Below are 18,419 nucleotides of genomic sequence, written 5' to 3'. Positions count from 1 at the left end.
AAGGCCCATCCGGGGGAGGCTGACCGGGCCTACCCGGGGCCTACCCGGGGCTTACCCGGGGCTTACCCGGGGCCTACCCGGGTGACCGGAGCGCCGCGTCAGCCGGCGCCGAGCGTCTTCAGGCGGGCGACGGCGTCCGTAAGGACCTCATCGCGCTTGCAGAAGGCGAAGCGGACGAAGGGGGAGCCCTGGTCCTGATGGTCGTAGAAGACCGCGTTCGGGACGGCGACCACGCCGCAGCGCTCGGGGAGGGAGCGGCAGAAGGCGAAGCCGTCGGTCTCGCCGAGGGGCCGGATGTCGGTGGTGATGAAGTAGGTGCCCGAGGGGCGGAAGACCTGGAAACCCGCGTCGGTCAGCCCGTCGGCCAGCAGATCGCGCTTGGCGCGCAGATCCTCGCGGATGCCGTGGAAATAGGCGTCGGGGAGGCGCAGCGCCTCGGCGACCGCGTACTGGAAGGGCCCCGCCGAGACATAGGTGAGGTACTGCTTGGCCGAGCGCACCGCCGTGACCAGCTCCGGAGTGCCGGTCACCCACCCGACCTTCCACCCCGTGAACGAAAACGTCTTTCCGCTGCTGCTGATGGTGACGGTCCGCTCGCGCATCCCGGGGAAGGAGACGAGCGGGGTGTGCGCGGTGCCGAAGACGAGATGCTCGTAGACCTCGTCGGTCACCACCAGCAGATCGCGCTCGACGGCGAGCTCGGCGACCGCGGCCAGCTCATCGTGGGTGAGCACGGTGCCGGTGGGGTTGTGCGGGGTGTTGAGCAGGATGAGCCGGGTGCGATCGGTGACGGCGGCGCGCAGCTCGTCCAGGTCCAGCCGGAAGGTGTCCCCGTCGGGGCGGAGGGTGACGGGGACGCGGACCCCGCCCGCCATGGCGATGCAGGCGGCGTACGAGTCGTAGTACGGCTCCAGCGCGACCACCTCGTCCCCCGGCTCCACCAGCGCCAGCAGCGACGCCGCGATGGCCTCGGTGGCGCCCGCGGTGATCAGCACCTCGGTATCGGGGTCGAAGCCCAGCCCGTACCAGCGCCGCTGGTGCTCGGCGACGGCGGTACGCAGCTCGGGCACCCCGGGGCCGGGCGGGTACTGATTCCCCCGCCCGTCCCGCAGCGCCCGGACGGCGGCCTCGCGCACCTCCTCGGGGCCGTCGGTGTCCGGGAAGCCCTGGCCCAGGTTGATGGCGCCGGTGCGCACGGCAAGGGCGGACATCTCGGCGAAGATCGTGGTCCCGAAGGCGGCCAGTCGGCGATTGAGCGGCGGTCGTCCCATGGCGCCCATACTCCGCCGAAGCGCCGGCCTTCATCAACCTGGCTTTGGCCCTGGGCGTGGCAGGGGGCCGGGGTTTTCACCACCGCGACGTACAGGGGCTCGGGCGGGTCGGAAACCATCGACTGCCCGTCGACGGATATCCACCGCACATCTCCGGAGCGGCGGGGCCCGCGGGAGGCGAGATGGCCCCAGCAGCAGACACAGCAGGCCGTCGCTCGGCCACGGCTTCGACTGGCGGACTGGGCCGCGGATCTGCGCGAGACCTTGCGGCACGACCGAAACCTGCTGACCGAAGGCCTGACGCGGGCCGGACTGCGCCCGTATCGGAGTCGATCCGCACGGCCGTCGAGCGACTGATCGCAGCACGCTGACCGGACTGTGGCCGGGTCTACGCTCGCGGGTATGACTGATTTCCTTCAGGTGGCGACGGCGACGGAGAGCCGCGAAGAAGCCGAGAAGCTTGCGGGGTCGGTGGTGACGGCTCGACTCGCGGCCGGTGCGCAGATCGTCGGGCCGGTGGTGTCCGTCTTCTGGCACCAGGGCGAGTTCGGCACGGGGGAAGAGTGGCAGCTCTTGTTCAAGACCCGTGCCGACCGTTACTCCGACCTTGAAGCGCACCTCTTGGAGCATCACCCGTGGAAGAACCCCGAGGTGTCGGCCGTGCCGATCGTCGCGGGTTCGGACGCCTATCTGCGGTGGGTGGAGCGGACCACTGAGCCGGAACCCGGGGCCTGACCTCTCAAGTCCTGGCCTTCTCCAGGACTTCGGCCACGGACGGAAGCTCCTGGTGGGTTTTGAGTTGGTGGAGAATCGGCGCGAGGCGCCGGCGCGGCCGGACGGACGCCACACCGGCTGAGAGTTCGAGGGCGCGGCTGGTGATGGCTGTGGCCTGCTCGATCTCTCCGGCGGTGAGGTAGGAGTCGGCGAGCCAGGACAGGTAGAGGCTCTTGTCGCGCGCGTGGGCGTCGTCGTACCGGGTGAGCACGTCTTCCAGGACGGGGACGGCACGGAGCGGTCGGCGCAGTTCGGTCCAACAGCGGCCGGTCATGATCTGGAGCTCGTTGCGGTCGACCCACGCTGACCAGTCGGGCTGGGGGCTTCCGTCGCCCTCGCTGAGGGCGGCTTCCGCGATGCTCAGGGCGCGCTCGGTCTCGCCGGGGTTTCCGGCTACGGCGTAAGCCCACGCCAGTCGTTCATGCAGCAGTGCGCGCACGCCGGGCGGGGCGTCGGGGCCTGCGGTGCGGCATGCCCGGACAGCGGTCTCTATCCCGGCAGAGCGGTCCGTGCTGATCTTCTGGTAGGCGAGGAAGGCGAGGGCGTTCCCGGCCAGGGCGGCGTCTTTCGCCTCGGTGGCGGCTTGGTGGCTGTCCTGGTAGAGGCCGCGCGCGTCGGCGTGTTTGCCCGCGTCGAAGGCGGCCCAACCTGCTTGCTGGGCCTGCTCGGAGAGGACCGACAGGAGCGCGCGGCCGGTCTCCTCGGTGTAGCTGGCCTCTCGGAGCATCGTCTTGGTCGCTTGGTACTCGCCGAGGTAGACGCGGTAGGTGTCTCCTCCACCGAGGACGTCATCGAGTCGCCGAAGTCGTGCTGTGCGCTGTCGCAACTGTTCGGGCACGTCTCGATCAATCCGGCGGCCTGTCTTGATCTGGTTCAGCTCGGGCAGACCGAGGACCAGACCGGCCCCGGCTGTGGCTCGGAAGAATTCCCTGCGCAGCACTGTTTCGCTTCCCTCTCGGGTCGTGGGTGAGGTGCGTGCTGAGGCGGTAGGGGCGTGACCGGGTGCGGTAGCCGCTTCCCAGTCGCGGGTAGCGAGGCCGAGGAGATGTCCGGGGATGCGTAAGGCGTCGGCGATCGTTGCGATCTTCTCGAACGAGGTGATGCGGCCCTGGCCACGGGCGAGGGTGCCGACTCGTTCGGGCTTGATGTCACACTCGGCGGCGATCTTCGAGTAGCTGATCTTGGCTAAGGCTCGGGCCAGGGAGAAGACGGCGCCGAAGTCGTGAGCCAGGATCGCGGCACGCATCTCTGGGTGGCTGAGGAGTTCTCGGGGTAGTGCGGTCGGCGGTTGGTAAGCGGCCATGGTGTGCCCCGTTGCGCCTACTGGTGACAGTGTGTCGCACAGTTGTGACCGTCAGCCTACCCATGATGGGTATAGCCACGGGCGGGAAGCCACCGTCGTTCCTTCGCAGCACAGTTGGCAGACGCAAGAGACCCCCGCGACCGATGCGAACGGCCCGGGGGCGTGGTCAACGCTGTGTAGGAGCGTCAACGTGCAAAACCATATCCCCCGATTCGTACGGTGGCTGTTACGACTACTGCTGCCCGGCGCCGGTCGTCGTCGCGCCGGTGAGACAAGCGCTTCGGCGACCAGCGTGGAGGCGCCGACGCTGCGCCTTCCGCGCGTGCGTCAGGTACATCGGGTATCGGATCAGTCAGTGCCGCGCAGTGGGGACGTCGGCTCGGCCGGGCCATACGTCGCCCCGCATGGACGTCGGCAGGAACGACGCCAGCAGGACGTGCCTCGCGTGGAGCTGCTGTGCGCTCCACACGGGATGGTGGTGGTCAGGTGAGTGCGCAACCACGACTGCTGCCATGGCCTGGCCCTGCTGGCCAGCCGTGCTACCTGGTGTCGGAGGCGGACGGTGAGGGGTACCTGTCGCGACTGGCTGACGAGATGGAAGCGATTCAGCTTCAGATGGGCGCTGAACTCATCGGTCACGCCCGCTTACTGCTCCGCGATCGGAAGGCGGACGCCCGAGAACTCCGCTACCTCACAAACCGCCTGATCGAGGCGCTGCAAGATGCGCTCCGCGTCGCAGAAAGTCGCGGCAGACGTCTGCCCGCGGCCGACGAGGACGGACCGGCTCAAGCGAGCGGGGCGCACGAATGAGCCCGGACCGGCGGTTCGCCTCGGAGTGGAAGATCGAAGCTACCCCGGCGGGTCTGCGCGTACACCAAGAGGGAGACGACCGGTTCACGGCGACACTTCGGATCGTCCGTCTCGGGAAGCCTGTGACTCTGGCGCCCCTAGTGCTGACGTTGGACGAGTCGGAACAACTCCACGCGGGCCTGTGCTTCGCGCTCGGCCAAGAGGCCCCGCCTGCGGGCGCCCCCGAGTGTCGTAAGCCGATCCGCTACCCCGGTGGCCGACAGCGGTACTGAGGTCAGCTCGGGCTGGGCCACGCACAACAACCGAAAACGCCACACCGGACCACCCCGCCGCCTGGACAGCTACCGGGGTGGTCCGGCTGGTCATCGATTACGAACCCCGGTGCCGATGGCACTGGGGTCGTCGTCGTGCTCCCGCTCGACGTGGCCTGGTAGTCGATTGTCAGGTGGCATGCAGGGAAGGGGACTTGACGAGATGCGCGGCCCTGGGGACGACGGGTTCGGGAGTGAGGCGGCAGACCTGGAGGCGGGGATCTGGGCACGCGGAGTGGACTACATGAGCGGCTGGCGAGACGCGAGAGAAGCTGCGGCCGAGCTGGGCGACGCGTCGAGACGGCAGGGCTGCGGCTGCGTGCTGCTTCGGGCGCAGACGGCTCCGGGCTGGTGTGCCTGGAACCTTCGACGGTGACGGCACGCGAGGTGGCGATGCTGGCACGGGTGACGGCAACTCGGTCGGGTAGGACCGGTTGAGACGGAACTGAGCTTGGGGAGGTCTGGCCTTTCGGGGCCGATCAGGGTGGTGCTGACCGGGGCGCGCTGCTGGACTGTGGTCTCTTTAGGCGGGGTCGTTTCTAGCGTGATCCCGGGGGTTCCCCGCTCGATCTCATGCGGCTGTAGTGCGGTCAACGGTGCCAGCAGGGCCAGCCTGGCGGCTCTACGTTGCAAGCGTCTCAGAGGTGCCTCTTGCCTGCGCCGACAAGTCGGCTGATGTCGTCACGGGTCCGCAATCTGAGATCGTCGAGTTCGGCTCTGCTGTCAGCCTTGGCCAGTTCCGTGATGCCCGTAAGCACGTCCTCTACGGTCTGGCTCAGCGTTCGTCGTCCGTGAGTATCTTCATCCGAGCTTCGGATCCCTTGATGTTCGAGGTGGCGCTTGCTGAGTAGTGGCCTTAGCTTGGCCGGCGCTTGGGAGGAACTGGCCCTGGGATCACGTCCTTACCGAGGTACTCCTTGACGAGGTACTTGAGTTCCGGGCCCTCGATGAGCTGTAGGCGGCCATGTTGTCGGGCAAAATCGTGGCTTGCCCTGCCGAACCAGGAGGTAGTGATCAGGACACCCTTCGCGGCTCGCTTGTGCTCCACCACGCCCGCAAGCGCTTGGACGGATTCCACGCCAACGAGCTTGCTGTAGCGCTTGGCTTGGATGATGCACTCCCCGTTGAACACCGGGTCCTTGCTCACGGCCACAGCGTCCACGCCCTCGTCCTTCGAAGCCTGGGTGTTCCACGCTTCCATGCCGATCGCCTCGAACAGCTGCCGGATCAAGTGCTCGAACTCCGTGGGCGTCAGCTTGACCAGCACTGGCCTGCTGTCGAGACCAGCCACCACGTCCATGCTGTCCATCAACCGGTACTTCGACAGATCGAACTCGATCATGGGGCGGATGGGTTCGAGGTCGTACGGGTTGGGAGACACAATCGCATTCAGGCGCTGGAGACACAGCGCCGGATCGACCTGGCTGAGACGGAGCTTCCCGAACTCTTCCCTAGCCGCGCTGAGCGTGATCAGGCAGGGAGCCACCTCGTGCCCAGTGGCACGGTCGATCGTCTTGACGTGACCGTTCAGGATGACGCCGTTGACGATCCGATCCGGATCACTGGTGAGGATCTCGTGGACGGTCCGCAGAGCGACCTGTGCCAGCACAGACGCGTAGAGCGTTTTGCGCTCCTTCTCCGGCCGTGGCACCACAGTCGTCTCATCTCGACTCTTCACGTACTTGTATCCACGCGCCGCGGGAACGGTTGTCTCGGGCGGTAAATGGATCTCTACAAGGACTTCGCCGGTTGCCGGGCGGTAAGCGATTCGATGCTCGTGCGGGAACCCCTTCGGATACGAGGAAGCATCCAGCACGGCCCCCAGGTGAGCCTCCACAGCTGCAGGGTCTCCCGCGCGGTACGCCTCGCGCTGCTCGTCCAACCCCTTGTTGAAGGCCGCTACCTCGTTGTGGGCTCGTTGCTCAGCCCGACGGTGCTCGGCCCGCTTCCGCTCCAGTGTCGCGAGTCGCTTCTCTTCAGCTCGCCTATGACGTTCCGCTGCTTCAACGAAGCGCACCCGACCCTCGGCTACTTCCGCCTCGTACCGCTTCCTACCTAGACCCAGAACCGCGGCCAAGCCGCCAGGCTCCGGCGGAGCGAACTCCTCCCATCGCGGAGCGGGTTCGGGACGCGAATACGCCCGCTCATCTAACGCCTTCGACGCGTGAGTTCGGCGCCGGCGCTCGAAGGTCGTGGGAGGGTCGCCGACCAGCGCATCACGTAGCAACTGTCCGAGTTGCTCGACCTCGTGCTCCACGCCGATCGTGCGAATCCTTGCCATCTCTGCCTGCGCCTGTTCGTACGCCGCCTTCCGCTCCCGCTCGCGTCGTTTGGTGGCTGCCTCGGCCGCCTTGCGGGCCCGCTCGGCCTGGCGAGCCTGCTGTTCCTGGGCCCGTCGTAATGCTTGCTGCTGCCGCTGGTACTCGTTCCCCCGACTGCTTCCACGCTGCGCCACCTGCTGCCCCTCCCCTGCCCTAACTCCGTCACAGGGCTGCATTCCCCTCCCACTCCTAAGAATCACGCGTGGCGGAGACGTGTGGGCCTTGGGGCAGGAGTCACGGTGCATCGATGTCTCGGGCCCTGGCAGCCAGTGGATCCCCGCGAGCTGGCAGCGCCTGCACGATCTTGGCGGCTTGAAGCAACCTGGTGGGGCGCGGCCAAGGGCCGCTAAAGCTCTCAGCCGTTGCGCTGGTCCGCAACAGCTCTCCCCGCTCTGTGCTTCAACGTTGCCGTCACCGCTGCTGGTGCTTTTGACGGGCGACCACCGCATTAGGAGTTCGACCGAGCGGCCCTCATACGGCCCTCGCAGTCCTAAAGAGCAACATGACCGCGCCGGTGGGCAGCTGTACACCGGCAACGTCGGCCCGTCGTGGAGGGGCTAGCCCGTTCCAGCCGGGGCATGCCTGCTGCATCGGCTCTAGGAGATGCGTATGCAGACGTCGTCAGTGCGGCGGGTTTGGTTACTAGTCCGACGACATAGAGAGACCGGCCCGTCGCGAATCAAGATCAGTCATGATCCGAGGATCCAGCAAGGTGACCATTGATCTCTTCATGTGCTTCCTGGAAAGGCGCGCTGAAGGCAGATCCGACATTGGCCTCCATCTCAACCAACTGAAAACGGATCATGCGCGAAAAGGGGGCTTTAGACTTCCACCCACTCTGCTGTTGCGAAAACATAACCCGCTGCCAGGCTCGTGCCCAGCGGTCGGACTCGGGTGTTACAACTCCGCACGCTATGACAAATCGAGCAAGCACAAGCGCGGATGGCAAGCGCTGACCCAACAGAATTTCATTGATCGTTGTCGGCGCCAGCGTGCGGTTCGGTGACCTGCGTTTCAATTCTGCAAGAGAGGGTTGGCCAGCATGAATGCGGAGAACCCTCATTCCTCGGATTAACTCAGCTGGCGTGGTGATCAGATCCGGGTCGCAACCGAGAATGCCCTCGATGGGCTGCTGTAGATGCGCACGCCGACGCCGAGAAAGGCGCCCCATCAGGTTTTGAGATTCCTCGATGCTCCCACCGCACATGAAGGTCATGACGAACAAGAGTCTGACCAATGCGTTCGAACCTCGGCCAGCCATCGCCCGCGAAATGGTGGACTCCGACATACCCAGTTGTTGAGCTAATTGGCGGTTCGTCAATCCCGCGCGATCACGGAGCCCGCGCAGCCACCGTGCGGCGTCAATATGCGGATCGGAACCCTCAGGCAACGGCTTCTCCGGACGAGCCATGGCGCAACCTCCTTCATGGAGTTTGACGGAGGTCGGAACCGACCTGAGCGATCAGGAGGCTCACCGCACTTAGAAGTGCGGTGACGTCACTTACAGGGGTGCCAAGAAGAACGAGGACCACAACCACCACCAGCACCACGTCAGGGGCTAGGTGATGCACGTCAATACGGCCATTAACGATACAGGGCATGCTCAGGGGTGAGTGCTCAAGCGCAGTGCTCACAAGACGCTCCTTAGTGTCATGGCGACAGAGGACGACGTCGCGGTCGCAACGTTCCTTGCCGTGTTGAGCAGGATGCAGTTCGGCGGGCAATGACGCGAGCCGGTTGGACAGTTCTTGCGCCCAGTTACGTAAATCTGTACTGCAAGAACGCGGCCACCGATAATGCATCTGACCTGCACACATGAAGAAGTTCTTGCAGCCTTGTGCGACTTCATCCGGCAGCGCTGAACAGTAGCGCCCAGAGGAGGTGCGGCAGGCTCACCGGCTGATGGCCAGGTCCGAGAGCACGCAAGTAAGCGCGGTTTGGGGTGCTTTGGCAGGACCAGCAGAGGTCATCGATGCTTTCGCTTGATTCTGATGAGCATCATCGCCGTTCATCGAGTGTTCGACGTTGGCCGTTGTCGGGCACTGCTGGCCGACCTCGGACGGCCCGGAGGCGGCCCAACCAGGCTGTGACACCCCTGGGCACGGGCCGACCAACAGCAACCCGCACGAGATGACTGGTGAGCCACCTCGTCAACAGTTCTCATCCGCGATCGGCTTGCGCCGACTATGATCTAGCGGCTGACATGGTGATAGCTGCGCCTTCATCACCTTAGGGGGTACCAAGGTGGCAAGAAGAGATTACTACGCCACTGCCTTAGTTCCGCATGGGCACCATCAAAACTGGGACCTTTTCGAAAAAATTGCCCGCGAGCTGGAAAGGGTAACCGACCAATGGCCAGAGGCGGAAACTAAATTCTACTTTAAGGGTAAACGGGACCTGTACGGAAAGTACGACACGCTGATTGATGCCCAGATCGACCTAGGGGACGATCGCCGGGACGTTACGTCAGTAGACATCGCACGGTACGAACGCGACGGTGACTACCCGGATACACAAATCTCAGTAACGTTGGCGAAAAACCAGAAAGACACATCCTGGGTTTACGCTTCAGGTCCCGTGAAGCGCACCTGCGAGGAATTCGCGCGTACCCTGCAAACGTTTATCCTGCATACTATCAAGCATCCTGAGTCCACTACAACGCTCCCTCAACAGAAGAGGGACGCCATTGCGGCACGACTCCAGCATCTACATCCGGCCATCAAGCCGGGAGCCCTGGCTCGGCTGTCAAGTGGGCATGGCGATGAGGCAGTTGTAGAGGCATGCCAGAGCGTCGGGGCTCGTTTGCAGCAGCTCAGCGGGCTGGACGATGATGGAGCTTCGCTCGTATCGAGAACGCTTGGTAAGCAGCGAATTATTGCCGTTAATGATGGCGTCAAGAGCTCAGAGATCAGCGAACAAGAAGGATACATGCATCTAGGGATGGCCCTTTTTCGGGCAGCGCGCAATCCGCGAGCGCACAGGCCGTCCGACCCCGATTTTGACACGGACGAGGTAATTGAATGGCTTTCAGTTGCCAGCGCACTACATAGAGCGCTTGATCGAGCAACAGTCACGCCACCCAGCGCAGGCTGAGAAGGCCACAACGAGAATTGCGGTGTTTCCACCGCCAAGCGGTACGCCTGGCTCGGCGGAGCAAATTTGGCCGGTGGCCTGCCCGGTCTGGGGTCGGGCATGATCAGGGGGCCATACGTTGGTTGGCAACTTGGGCTCTGCCCGGCGCGGGGGACCATAAGGGCGGACATTGAGTGCGACCTTGGCTCGCCAAAACTTCCGCTGGGCGGTCCAACGTCGAACTCGATGAGATGCATTCCCTCGGCCCAGGGGCCAACGAAAGGGGCGGCGGCGTACGCCCAGGCGAGGTGCCCGTACAGCAGCGCGCGCACGCCGGGCGGGACGTCGGAACCTGCGGTGGCGGAGGAATGCACGACTATCTCTATCCCGACAGTGCGGTCCGCGTTGATCTTCTGGTACCCGAGGAAGGCGAGAGCGTTTGCGACGAGGGTCGTGTCTCCTGCCTGGTGACTGGTCTCGTAGAGGCTGGTGGCATCAGCATGCTTGCCCGCGTCGAAGGCGGCGCACGCTGCTTGCTGGGCCTGCTCGGAGAGGACCGACAGTAGCGCGCGGCCAGTCTCTTCCGTGCCCCTTCAGCTGGTCTCTGGACCTCCCGCGAACGCGAGTGATCCGAGGAACCGGGTCTGCTCGTGCTCCACGGTGGTGTCCAGCTCGGCCAGGGATTCGGGATCGTCGAGCGTCATGGTCCCAAGCGCGCGTTCGAGATGGCCGTGGTCCTCGACCTTCCAGAGGTTCCATGCCTCGTAGAGTGGCCCGACGCGCGTCACCGTCTCCGCGATGAGCATGATGCCTTGGGATTCGAAGGGCGCGCGGACGGTCACCATGGCGGGCTCGTAGCGTGCGAGGTTCGCGAAACCGTACTTGAGCTGAAGCTGCGCCAGCATGTAGCTGCTCACCAGTCGACTTTTCCAGTGTGCCGGGCTCACCCTTCGTGTGCCCGCATCGCGAACGTAGGCGTTCACACTGGTGTGAAGGGCAAGTCAGCGGCTCTCCGTCACCGTGTCCAGAACCGCCTGCAGGTTGGCCAGCGTGGTCCGCAGTCCTTCGAGTTGGACGGACAACTCCTCGTGTCTGGTGCGCAGGATCGCTTCGACCCGGGGGACGGAATCGGGGAGTTGGCACTCCTGGACCACGATACGGATCAGGTTGCTTGGGATGCCGGCGTCGAACAGGTGCTGGATGAAGTGGACGCAGTCGGCCGCCTTGGCGTCGTACCGACGGTGCCCGGCGGCGTTCCGCTTGGGGATCAAGAGGCCCTGTTCCTCGTAGTAGCGAAGTGGCCGAGTGCTCACCGCGCTCCGGTGCGCGAGCTCGCTGATGGAAAGCAGTTGGCGCCCGCGTCCGCGGAGGTCCGGGCTCAGGGGCTCGCACACCGCGCCCGCGCCATCATGCCGATCGTGTCGGGGGGTGGGGAAATGTCGCACCGTTACACGCTACCGACCGATTAGCAGGCGTATACATGTCGCGCAGCGCGTGCGCTTCTTCGTCCCTACAGGCAATGTGGAGTCCTCATCAGGGGCCCTCTCAGAGAGCGGGATGCTTGCGGGCGAGGATCATGCAGTGGGCGAGTCGGAGGAAGCCTTCGTGGACGTTGTCACGGGCCCTCCCAGCGAGTGCGTAACCGGCGGGCATCGTGGAAGTGCGCGAGGGCTGCTTCAGCCACCCACCGCACGCGTCCGAGTCCGGTGCCGTGCGGGGAAGCGGGGCGCTGGGGCCTGCACTCGCCTGTAACGATGCCGTTGCAGATCTCCGCAGTGAGCTGCTGGTACAGGACTCCAGGGCGTTGGATCTCTCCCATGCCGGGGTTCTCTACCTGTCGTCGTTTTCATCGGCGTGATGGGCGGGTACTCGGCCGGGTCGGAAGCCATCGACTGTGATCGATTGCGGGCGTTGCCGGAGCGGTGAGGCCCGCGGGAGGCGAGATGGCCAAGCACAGGACACAGCAGGCGGGCGCCTGGCCGCGGCTTCGGCTGGAGGACTGGGCCGAGGCGCGGGACACGCTGCATATGTGGACCCAGATCGTCGGGAAGATCCGGCTGGATCACGCGCCACCGGCCAATCAGTGGTGGCAGGTGACCTTGTATGTCACCCCGCGCGGCCTGAGTACGTCGACGATTCCGTACCGGACCGGGGCGTTCGAGATCGAGTTCGACTTCGTCGATCAGCGGCTGGGGATCCGGGTCAGTGACGGGAGCCGGCGTGAGCTGTTGCTGGAGTCCAAATCGGTGGCCCAGTTCTACGCCGAGATCATGGGTGCGCTGGGAGAGCTGGGTATTCAGACCCGGATGCATCCCCGGCCGAACGAGGTGGCGCTGGCGATTCCGTTCCCGGAGGATCACCGGCATGCGGCGTATGACCCGTACGCCATTCGGCTTTTCTGGGGGCAGCTGCTGAGCGCACACCGGGTGTTCGGGGAATTCCGGTCGCATTTCGTCGGCAAGGCCAGTCCCGTGCACTTCTTCTGGGGGGCGATGGACCTGGCCGCCACTCGCTTCTCCGGGCGGTCCGCGCCGGAGCATCCCGCCGGTGGGGTGCCCAATCTGCCGGACCGGGTGACGCGGGAGGCGTACTCCGTCGAGCTGTCCAGTTGCGGCTTCTGGCCCGGTGGCGGTGCGGAGGGCGGGTTCTACACCTACGCCTACCCGGAACCCGCGGGCTTCGCCGACCATACGGTCCGCCCCGAGGCGGCCTCGTACCAGCGGGATGCCGGTGAGTTCGTGCTGCCCTACGAGACGGTCGCCACCGCGGCCGATCCGGACCGGACGCTGAGCGAATTCCTGCACAGCGCCTATGAGGCGGCCGCCGAACTGGGCGACTGGGACCGCGCGGTGCTGGAAGCCGACCCGCATCACTGGGAGCACCGCTAGCGGCGCGCCGTCGCACGAGTGTCAGGGCCAGACGTTGGCCTGTGCCCGGAAGGTCTCGGGGTCGCTCTCCAGGGGCAGTACGCACATCAAGTGGCCGCCGGGGACGCGGAGCACTCGGCACTCCTGCCACTGCGTAATCTGCTCGGCGCCCAGGGCGAGCAGGCGCGCGGTTTCCGCCTCGACGTCGTCGGTCTCGAAGTCCAGGTGGATGCGGGGTGCGTCGTCGACCGCCTGGACGGCGGTGACCAGCCCCGGCAGAGCCTCATGGAGCGTGGTGAACTGCGGCTCCGGCGCAAACGGCTCGGCGGTGACGCCGAGAGCCGCGGACCAGAAGGCGGTCGCCCGGTCGGCCTCGGCTTTGGGCGCGTCGATCAAAACGGCGTACACACGGCTCCTGTGCATGCACGGCAAATTACCCACCTGAGCCGACGGTCAGTCGCGCCTCGCCGAACCTCTGGACTTCCTCAACTTCGCTTTCGACCCGGGTGAGGTCGGGCAGGGGAGACGACAGGTACGAAGCGGTACCTCGCTACGGGGGATGGAAGGAGAGTGAGGACCATGGGTCCTGTCGTCATCTTGGTCGTGGTGGCGTTCACGTTCGCGGCGGTCGCCGCGCTGAGCGCCGGTCGGTCGAAGGGGTACAGCGGACGACGCAAGCGGTCCTGGGGTGCGGGTTCCAGTGGGGCGGCCGGTGGCGGCTGGTGGGCCGGTGGCGACGGCGGTGGTGGCCATCACGGGGGTGGCCACCATGGCGGCGGTGGCTGCGGCGGCGGAAGTGGCTGCGGTGGCGGTGGTGGAGGTGGCTGCGGTGGCGGCGGCGGTGGTGGTGGCGGTGGCTGCGGTGGGGGCGCCTGACCCCCTGGATCCCCTAGCCACCACGCGTCCTTATGGTCGCCACGCCGTTCTTACGGCCGTGAAGCAATGAGCCCGCGCCCGGCGCGCCAACGTGCGCCGGGCGCGGGCTTGTTGAACACTTGACCTAGAAGGCGCCCTAGGGGGTGGAAACCCGGCGAAGATGGGTAAAAACGATGTGGCGCCCAGCATTTCATGATTCCGTATACCACCATCGACCTTACGGCCCCACGTGGGCACGAGCCGGCGTATGCGCATGCCCCTGGCCCACCGCGGGGCGAGTCGGCCCATCTTTTTTCCATTGCGTGTTTGCGGAGCCGATCCATGCTCACGACCCTCAAGACTGCCTACACCGATACCCGCGCCGCTGACCTCGCCTGGGGCCTGGGACGGGAACCGCTTCCCGCCCTCGCCGTGCTTGATCTTCAACTTCATGGTTTCGACGTCCAGTTGAGGCTCCTGGGAGCCTCGCATCAGGTCCTCCTCGAAGGGGAGGGGAGCCGTTGCTCGGAGACCGTGGCCTGCATGTCCGGCAACAGCACCGCGCTTCCGCTGGGGGTTTCCACGCTCGTCGACGGCCGCGAATATGAATTCGCGGCGCGCGTCGAGGAGTTGTCGCAAGGGGCCTTCGCCGGGCGCGCGCAGGAGCTGCTCGCGCTGGTGGCCGACCATCCGCACGGGCTGGCCGGTACGTTTCCCGGCAGTCCGAACGCGTTCACGGCGCTGCTCGCGCAGTGGCACGAGGGCACGGTGGGGTGGCGGACCTGGCATGCCTACCCCCAGGAGGGGCGGTTGGTCACCACCCGCACCTGTGTGGGGGCCCGGGCGCCGGCCGCGCTCCGGCCGCCGGGCGCGGGCGGGCTCGAGATAGGTGGCCTGCCCGATGGGCGGTCGCCCCAAGTGCCGTGTGCCTAAAGGGGGTCCAGGGTGTTCGCGAGGCCATCGATGCCCGATGCGTGAACGGCAATGCACTCGTATGGGGGACGAGGCGTAAGCGATATGTAACGTAGCGTTCCCTTTGTGATCGATTCGCCGATGTCCGCCGTCTCGGATGCGCCGTCGTCGCCGGAGTCCGGCCCTCCGGCGCGGCTGCCCGTGAGGGCGGCGCTCGGCCGCTTCCTCGTTCTCGGCACCGTCTTCGTCTGCGCCGCCTGCGGCCTCGTCTACGAGCTCGAACTCGTCGCGCTGGCCTCGTACTTGGCGGGTGACTCGGTCACCCAGGCATCCGTGGTGCTGTCCGTGATGGTCTTCGCCATGGGCGTCGGCTCGCTGCTGGCCAAGCGGCTGCGCTGCCGGGCCGCCGTCGGCTTCGGCGCGGTCGAGGCGGTGCTCGCGCTCGTCGGCGGCTGCTCGGCGATGGCGCTGTACGCGTGCTTCGCGTGGGGCGGTCACTCGCGCTCCGCGCTCGTCGGCTTCTCGTTCGCGATCGGGGTGCTCATCGGGGCCGAGGTGCCGCTGCTGATGACCCTCATCCAGCGAGTGCGCCGACAGGACGCGGGCGGCGCCGTGGCCGATCTGTTCGCGGCGGACTATGTGGGCGCGCTGGTCGGCGGGCTCGCCTTTCCCTTTCTGCTGCTGCCCGCGTTCGGGCAGCTCACCGGCGCGCTGGTCACCGGCGCGGTCAACACGGTCGCCGGCGGGGCGCTGGTGCTCTGGCTGTTCCGCCGCGATCTGAGCGTACGGGCGCGGTGGACACTGATCGTCGTCAATGGGCTGGTGCTCGCCGCGCTGACCGCCGGTGCCGTGCTGACCCCCTCCTTCGAGCGGGCCGCCCGGCAGGCCGTCTACGGACCGGGGGTGCGGGTCGCGCTGCGCACCGGTGAGCAGGAGATCGTGCTCGTGGGCGGCGGAACGAGCGGTCGGCCGCTGGCCCTCTTCGTCAACGGGCGGCTGCGGGTCAGCGGGCGCGACGAGGTCCGCTACCACGAGGCGCTGATCCACCCGGCGATGGCCGCCGGACCGCACGGCCGGGTCCTGGTGCTGGGCGGGGGCGACGGGCTCGCGGCGCGCGAGGTCCTGCGGTATCCGGGGGTCCGTTCGGTGACCGTCGTGGAGCGCGACGCGGAGGTGGTGCGGCTGGCCCGGCGCGATCCGGGCCTGTCCGCGCTCAACGGCGGCGCCTACCGCGATCCGCGGGTGCGGGCGGTCACGGCGGACGCCTTCGACTGGCTGCGCCGGTCCATGGCGTACGACGTGGTGGTCTGCGATCTGCCCGCCCCCGAGCTCACCCCGAGCACCAAGTACTACTCGCAGGAGTTCTACGGCCTGGCCGAGCGGGTGCTGGCGCCCGGCGGCCGGCTGGTGGTCCACGCCGGGCCGCTGCGGCCCGACCCACGGGCGTTCTGGACGGTGGACGCGACGATGCGCTCGGTCGGCCTGCGGACCGCGCCCTACGTGATCGACACCCCGCGCCCGGGCCGTGGCTCCCCGCGCCCCGGCCGTGGGTCCCCGCACGACTGGGGCTTTGTGCTGGCGGCGCGCTCCCCGGTGGGGCTGCGGCTGGCCCCGCATGATCCGCGACCGCGCTCGCTGACGGAGGAGGGGCTACGGGCGGCCCGCCGCACGGCCGAGCGGCATCGCGAGGCGGGGTTGCCTCCTTCCACGTTGATGCGTCCGCGCTATGGGGAGTGAGGCGCCTTGGCAGGGCGCACCGTGCGTTTGTGGTGCGTCCCGCTTCGGGGCGGGGGCGCTTTCCGGGGGCGGGGGCGCCTTCCGCGGCGAGGGTGCTCGGTGGGGCGAGGGGTCCTGTGGGGGAGCCGCCTGATCCTCCGGGGCTCGGCGCGGGCGCCCGCCCGCACGCCGGGGGCGCGCGTCGTCGGCGTGTGCCTGATGGGGTACGCGCCGCCGGTCGCGGCAGGCCCCGCCGGGGGCAAGGCCGCAGAGGGCAAGGCCGCCAGGGGCAAGGCCGCGGTGGCCAGGCGGTGGGCGGCGCGCCCGGTGCGGAAAGTTGACCGGGAACGGGTCTCAGGTAACGAGCGATGGGTAGTGTCTTGAGCTATGGAGCATGAGGTGTTCGTTCCGTTTCCCGTCGACACCGTCCGGCTGGCGCTCGCGGAGCCCGATCGCGTCGCCCGTTGCGTTCCCGGGCTCCAGCGGGACGCCGATGAGGCCGCCGGGCCGCTCTCCGGCCGGTTGCGGCTGCGCATCGGCGGGTCCACCATCACCTACCGCGGTGTGCTGCGCGTCGGTCGGCGCGCCGATGCCTTCGAGATCGAGGGCGAGGGCACCGAGGCGCGTGGCGGCGGCTCGGTGAAGCTGGCGCTGACCGTGACGCCGAAGCCCGTCGAGGGCGGTACGGAGCTGATCTGCGCCGGGACGGTCCACTGCGAGGGGCGGCTGGCCGAGTTCGACGATGAGGCGTCCACGACCGTGGCCCGCCGCATGCTGGACCGGTTCGCCTCGGCGCTCACCGCCGGGCTGCAGACGTCCCCGATCACCGCGGCCACCGAGGACGAGGCCCCTGGCAGGCCCACCGACAGGCCCACTGACGAGGCCGGGGACGACGAGGCCGATGACGGGGCCACTGACGCCGCCGGTACGGCCGCCGCCGCGGAGGAGTCCGGGCTGCCGACCGAGGCCGAGCTTCCGCTGTCGGCCGACGACATGGACATCGACGACGTCGGCGACCTCGAGGACGTCGACGACGCGGACGCAGTCGAGGAGCCCGTCGGCTTCGGTGACCTCGCCGATCTCGACGACCTGGACGACGAGCCACCGGCCGAGGCCGCGCACGCCCGCCGCACGATGATCGGCCGCTCCACGGAGGAGGTCGACCACGCCCCGCCGCGCGGCCGCTACGCCCCCGTCCCCGCGCCCCAGACCGTCTCCACCAGCGCCACACTGCGCTGGGCCGCGCCCGCCGCGGCCGTGGTGCTCGCCTCCGTCGTCGTCGTGGGCCGTCGCGTACTTCGCCGCCGCCGATGAGCGTGTGCGCATAGGGTCGGTAGCTGTGACCACCGAAGAGACTCCGGAGACCAAGGGCGTACGGCTGACCGCCGGGGACGCCGAGCTGACCGTCTCACCCGAGAACGGCTGCCGTATCGGTTCACTGCGCATCGGCGGTACGGAGCTGCTGCGACAGGGCCCGCGGTTCGGGGCGTTCCCGATGGTGCCGTGGTGCGGCCGGACCGGGCTGGGCCGGTTCCGCAACGGCGGGCAGACCCACCAACTGCCCATCAACTCCCCGCCGCACGCGATCCACGGGACCGGCCGGAACGTCGCATGGAGCCCGGTCAGGACCGGGGAGTCCAGCGCGGCCTTCACCTACGACCTCGCCGACCCCTGGCCGTACGAGGGCCGGGTCACCCAGACCTTCGAGCTCTCCCCGGACAGCACGACCGTCACCATGAGCGTGGAGACCGAGGGCGATTCGTTCCCGGCGCAGGCGGGCTGGCATCCGTGGTTCCTGCGGAACCTGGGCGACGGCGGCGCCGATGCCGAGATCGCCTTCGACGCCGCATGGCAGGAGGAGCGCGGGGAGGACCACCTCCCCACCGGCCGCCGGATCGCCCCGAAGCCCGGCCCCTGGGACGACTGCTTCGGCATGCCGCAGGGGGTGGACGTCACGCTCACCTGGCCCGGCCGGCTCGAGCTGAAGGTCACCAGCCGGACGGAGTGGGTGGTCGTCTACGACGAGCAGGCGGAGGCGGTGTGCGTCGAACCGCAGTCCGGCCCGCCCAACGGCCTCAACCTCTTGCCGCGCCTGGTCACCCCCATCGATCCGCTGGAGCTCTCCATGACCTGGAGCTGGCGCACACTGGCCTGATGGCCTGGCCTGGCCTGGCCTGGCCTGACGGAGCGGAGCGGGGCGGCTCGGC

Annotated in this window: 16 protein-coding genes and 1 pseudogene; 9 read left to right on the top strand and 8 right to left on the bottom strand. The window is 67.5% G+C overall.

The window, feature by feature from the left end; all coding sequences use genetic code 11:
- Positions 1-98 precede the first annotated feature (98 nt).
- A complete protein-coding gene (locus tag J5X86_RS00525) occupies positions 99-1,280 on the bottom strand; it encodes a pyridoxal phosphate-dependent aminotransferase (RefSeq protein WP_059146504.1) in 1,182 nt (393 codons plus the stop codon).
- 393 nt (positions 1,281-1,673) lie between these two features.
- Here J5X86_RS00525 and cutA point away from each other — a divergent pair, with 393 nt between their 5' ends.
- A complete protein-coding gene (gene cutA, locus J5X86_RS00520; RefSeq protein WP_208514879.1) occupies positions 1,674-2,006 on the top strand; it encodes a divalent-cation tolerance protein CutA in 333 nt (110 codons plus the stop codon).
- 4 nt (positions 2,007-2,010) lie between these two features.
- Here the strand turns inward: cutA and J5X86_RS00515 are convergent, their stop codons facing one another.
- Positions 2,011-3,291: an XRE family transcriptional regulator gene (locus tag J5X86_RS00515; protein WP_243979168.1), complete on the bottom strand. Its 1,281-nt coding sequence runs from the start codon at positions 3,289-3,291 to the stop codon at positions 2,011-2,013.
- 543 nt (positions 3,292-3,834) lie between these two features.
- Here J5X86_RS00515 and J5X86_RS00510 point away from each other — a divergent pair.
- Positions 3,835-4,158 (top strand): hypothetical protein, encoded by a 324-nt coding sequence (locus J5X86_RS00510; RefSeq protein ID WP_208514877.1) that lies wholly within the window; start codon positions 3,835-3,837, stop codon positions 4,156-4,158.
- Between the two features lie 1,167 nt (positions 4,159-5,325).
- Here J5X86_RS00510 and J5X86_RS00505 read toward each other — a convergent pair.
- Positions 5,326-6,924, bottom strand: coding sequence for a restriction endonuclease (locus J5X86_RS00505; protein ID WP_308124408.1), 1,599 nt, complete (start codon positions 6,922-6,924; stop codon positions 5,326-5,328).
- Positions 6,925-7,475: 551 nt separating this feature from the next.
- Positions 7,476-8,201 carry a helix-turn-helix transcriptional regulator gene (locus J5X86_RS00500; RefSeq protein ID WP_208514876.1) on the bottom strand — a complete coding sequence of 242 codons (726 nt, stop codon included), beginning with the start codon at positions 8,199-8,201 and terminating at the stop codon, positions 7,476-7,478.
- 833 nt (positions 8,202-9,034) lie between these two features.
- Here J5X86_RS00500 and J5X86_RS00495 point away from each other — a divergent pair.
- On the top strand, positions 9,035-9,883 hold the full coding sequence (locus tag J5X86_RS00495; RefSeq protein ID WP_208514875.1) for a TIGR02391 family protein: 849 nt from the start codon (positions 9,035-9,037) through the stop codon (positions 9,881-9,883).
- A gap of 572 nt (positions 9,884-10,455) precedes the next feature.
- Here the strand turns inward: J5X86_RS00495 and J5X86_RS00490 are convergent.
- From J5X86_RS00490 to J5X86_RS00480, 3 genes and pseudogenes are all read right to left on the bottom strand, one after another.
- Entirely contained in the window at positions 10,456-10,779 is a 324-nt protein-coding gene (locus J5X86_RS00490) for a hypothetical protein (protein ID WP_208514874.1), read from the bottom strand.
- 84 nt (positions 10,780-10,863) lie between these two features.
- Positions 10,864-11,256 (bottom strand): MerR family transcriptional regulator, encoded by a 393-nt coding sequence (locus J5X86_RS00485; RefSeq protein WP_308124407.1) that lies wholly within the window; start codon positions 11,254-11,256, stop codon positions 10,864-10,866.
- A gap of 151 nt (positions 11,257-11,407) precedes the next feature.
- A pseudogene (locus J5X86_RS00480) lies at positions 11,408-11,591 on the bottom strand (IS5/IS1182 family transposase); the annotation flags it as partial.
- Positions 11,592-11,805: 214 nt separating this feature from the next.
- Here J5X86_RS00480 and J5X86_RS00475 point away from each other — a divergent pair.
- On the top strand, positions 11,806-12,750 hold the full coding sequence (locus tag J5X86_RS00475; protein ID WP_208514872.1) for a DUF5996 family protein: 945 nt from the start codon (positions 11,806-11,808) through the stop codon (positions 12,748-12,750).
- 21 nt (positions 12,751-12,771) lie between these two features.
- On the opposite strand, the gene J5X86_RS00470 is transcribed toward J5X86_RS00475, so the two are convergent.
- Complete coding sequence (locus J5X86_RS00470) at positions 12,772-13,152, bottom strand: VOC family protein (protein ID WP_208514871.1); 381 nt, start codon at positions 13,150-13,152, stop codon at positions 12,772-12,774.
- 156 nt (positions 13,153-13,308) lie between these two features.
- On the opposite strand from J5X86_RS00470, the gene J5X86_RS00465 reads away from it, so the two are divergent.
- From J5X86_RS00465 to J5X86_RS00445, 5 genes are all read left to right on the top strand, one after another.
- Entirely contained in the window at positions 13,309-13,605 is a 297-nt protein-coding gene (locus J5X86_RS00465; RefSeq protein WP_078642615.1) for a hypothetical protein, read from the top strand.
- A 321-nt stretch (positions 13,606-13,926) separates the two neighbouring features.
- Positions 13,927-14,517, top strand: coding sequence for a DUF2617 family protein (locus tag J5X86_RS00460; protein WP_208514870.1), 591 nt, complete (start codon positions 13,927-13,929; stop codon positions 14,515-14,517).
- A 120-nt stretch (positions 14,518-14,637) separates the two neighbouring features.
- Positions 14,638-16,233 carry a polyamine aminopropyltransferase gene (locus J5X86_RS00455; RefSeq protein ID WP_208515612.1) on the top strand — a complete coding sequence of 532 codons (1,596 nt, stop codon included), beginning with the start codon at positions 14,638-14,640 and terminating at the stop codon, positions 16,231-16,233.
- 366 nt (positions 16,234-16,599) lie between these two features.
- Complete coding sequence (locus tag J5X86_RS00450) at positions 16,600-17,526, top strand: SRPBCC domain-containing protein (RefSeq protein WP_208514869.1); 927 nt, start codon at positions 16,600-16,602, stop codon at positions 17,524-17,526.
- A 25-nt stretch (positions 17,527-17,551) separates the two neighbouring features.
- Positions 17,552-18,367, top strand: a complete 816-nt coding sequence (locus tag J5X86_RS00445; protein WP_208514868.1) for an aldose 1-epimerase — start codon at positions 17,552-17,554, stop codon at positions 18,365-18,367.
- Positions 18,368-18,419 lie beyond the last annotated feature (52 nt).

The organism is Streptomyces sp. NEAU-YJ-81, assembly GCF_017592595.1.
Classification (GTDB): Bacteria; Actinomycetota; Actinomycetes; order Streptomycetales; family Streptomycetaceae; genus Streptomyces; species Streptomyces hygroscopicus_B.
This window is presented reverse-complemented; position numbering and strand designations above follow the sequence as displayed.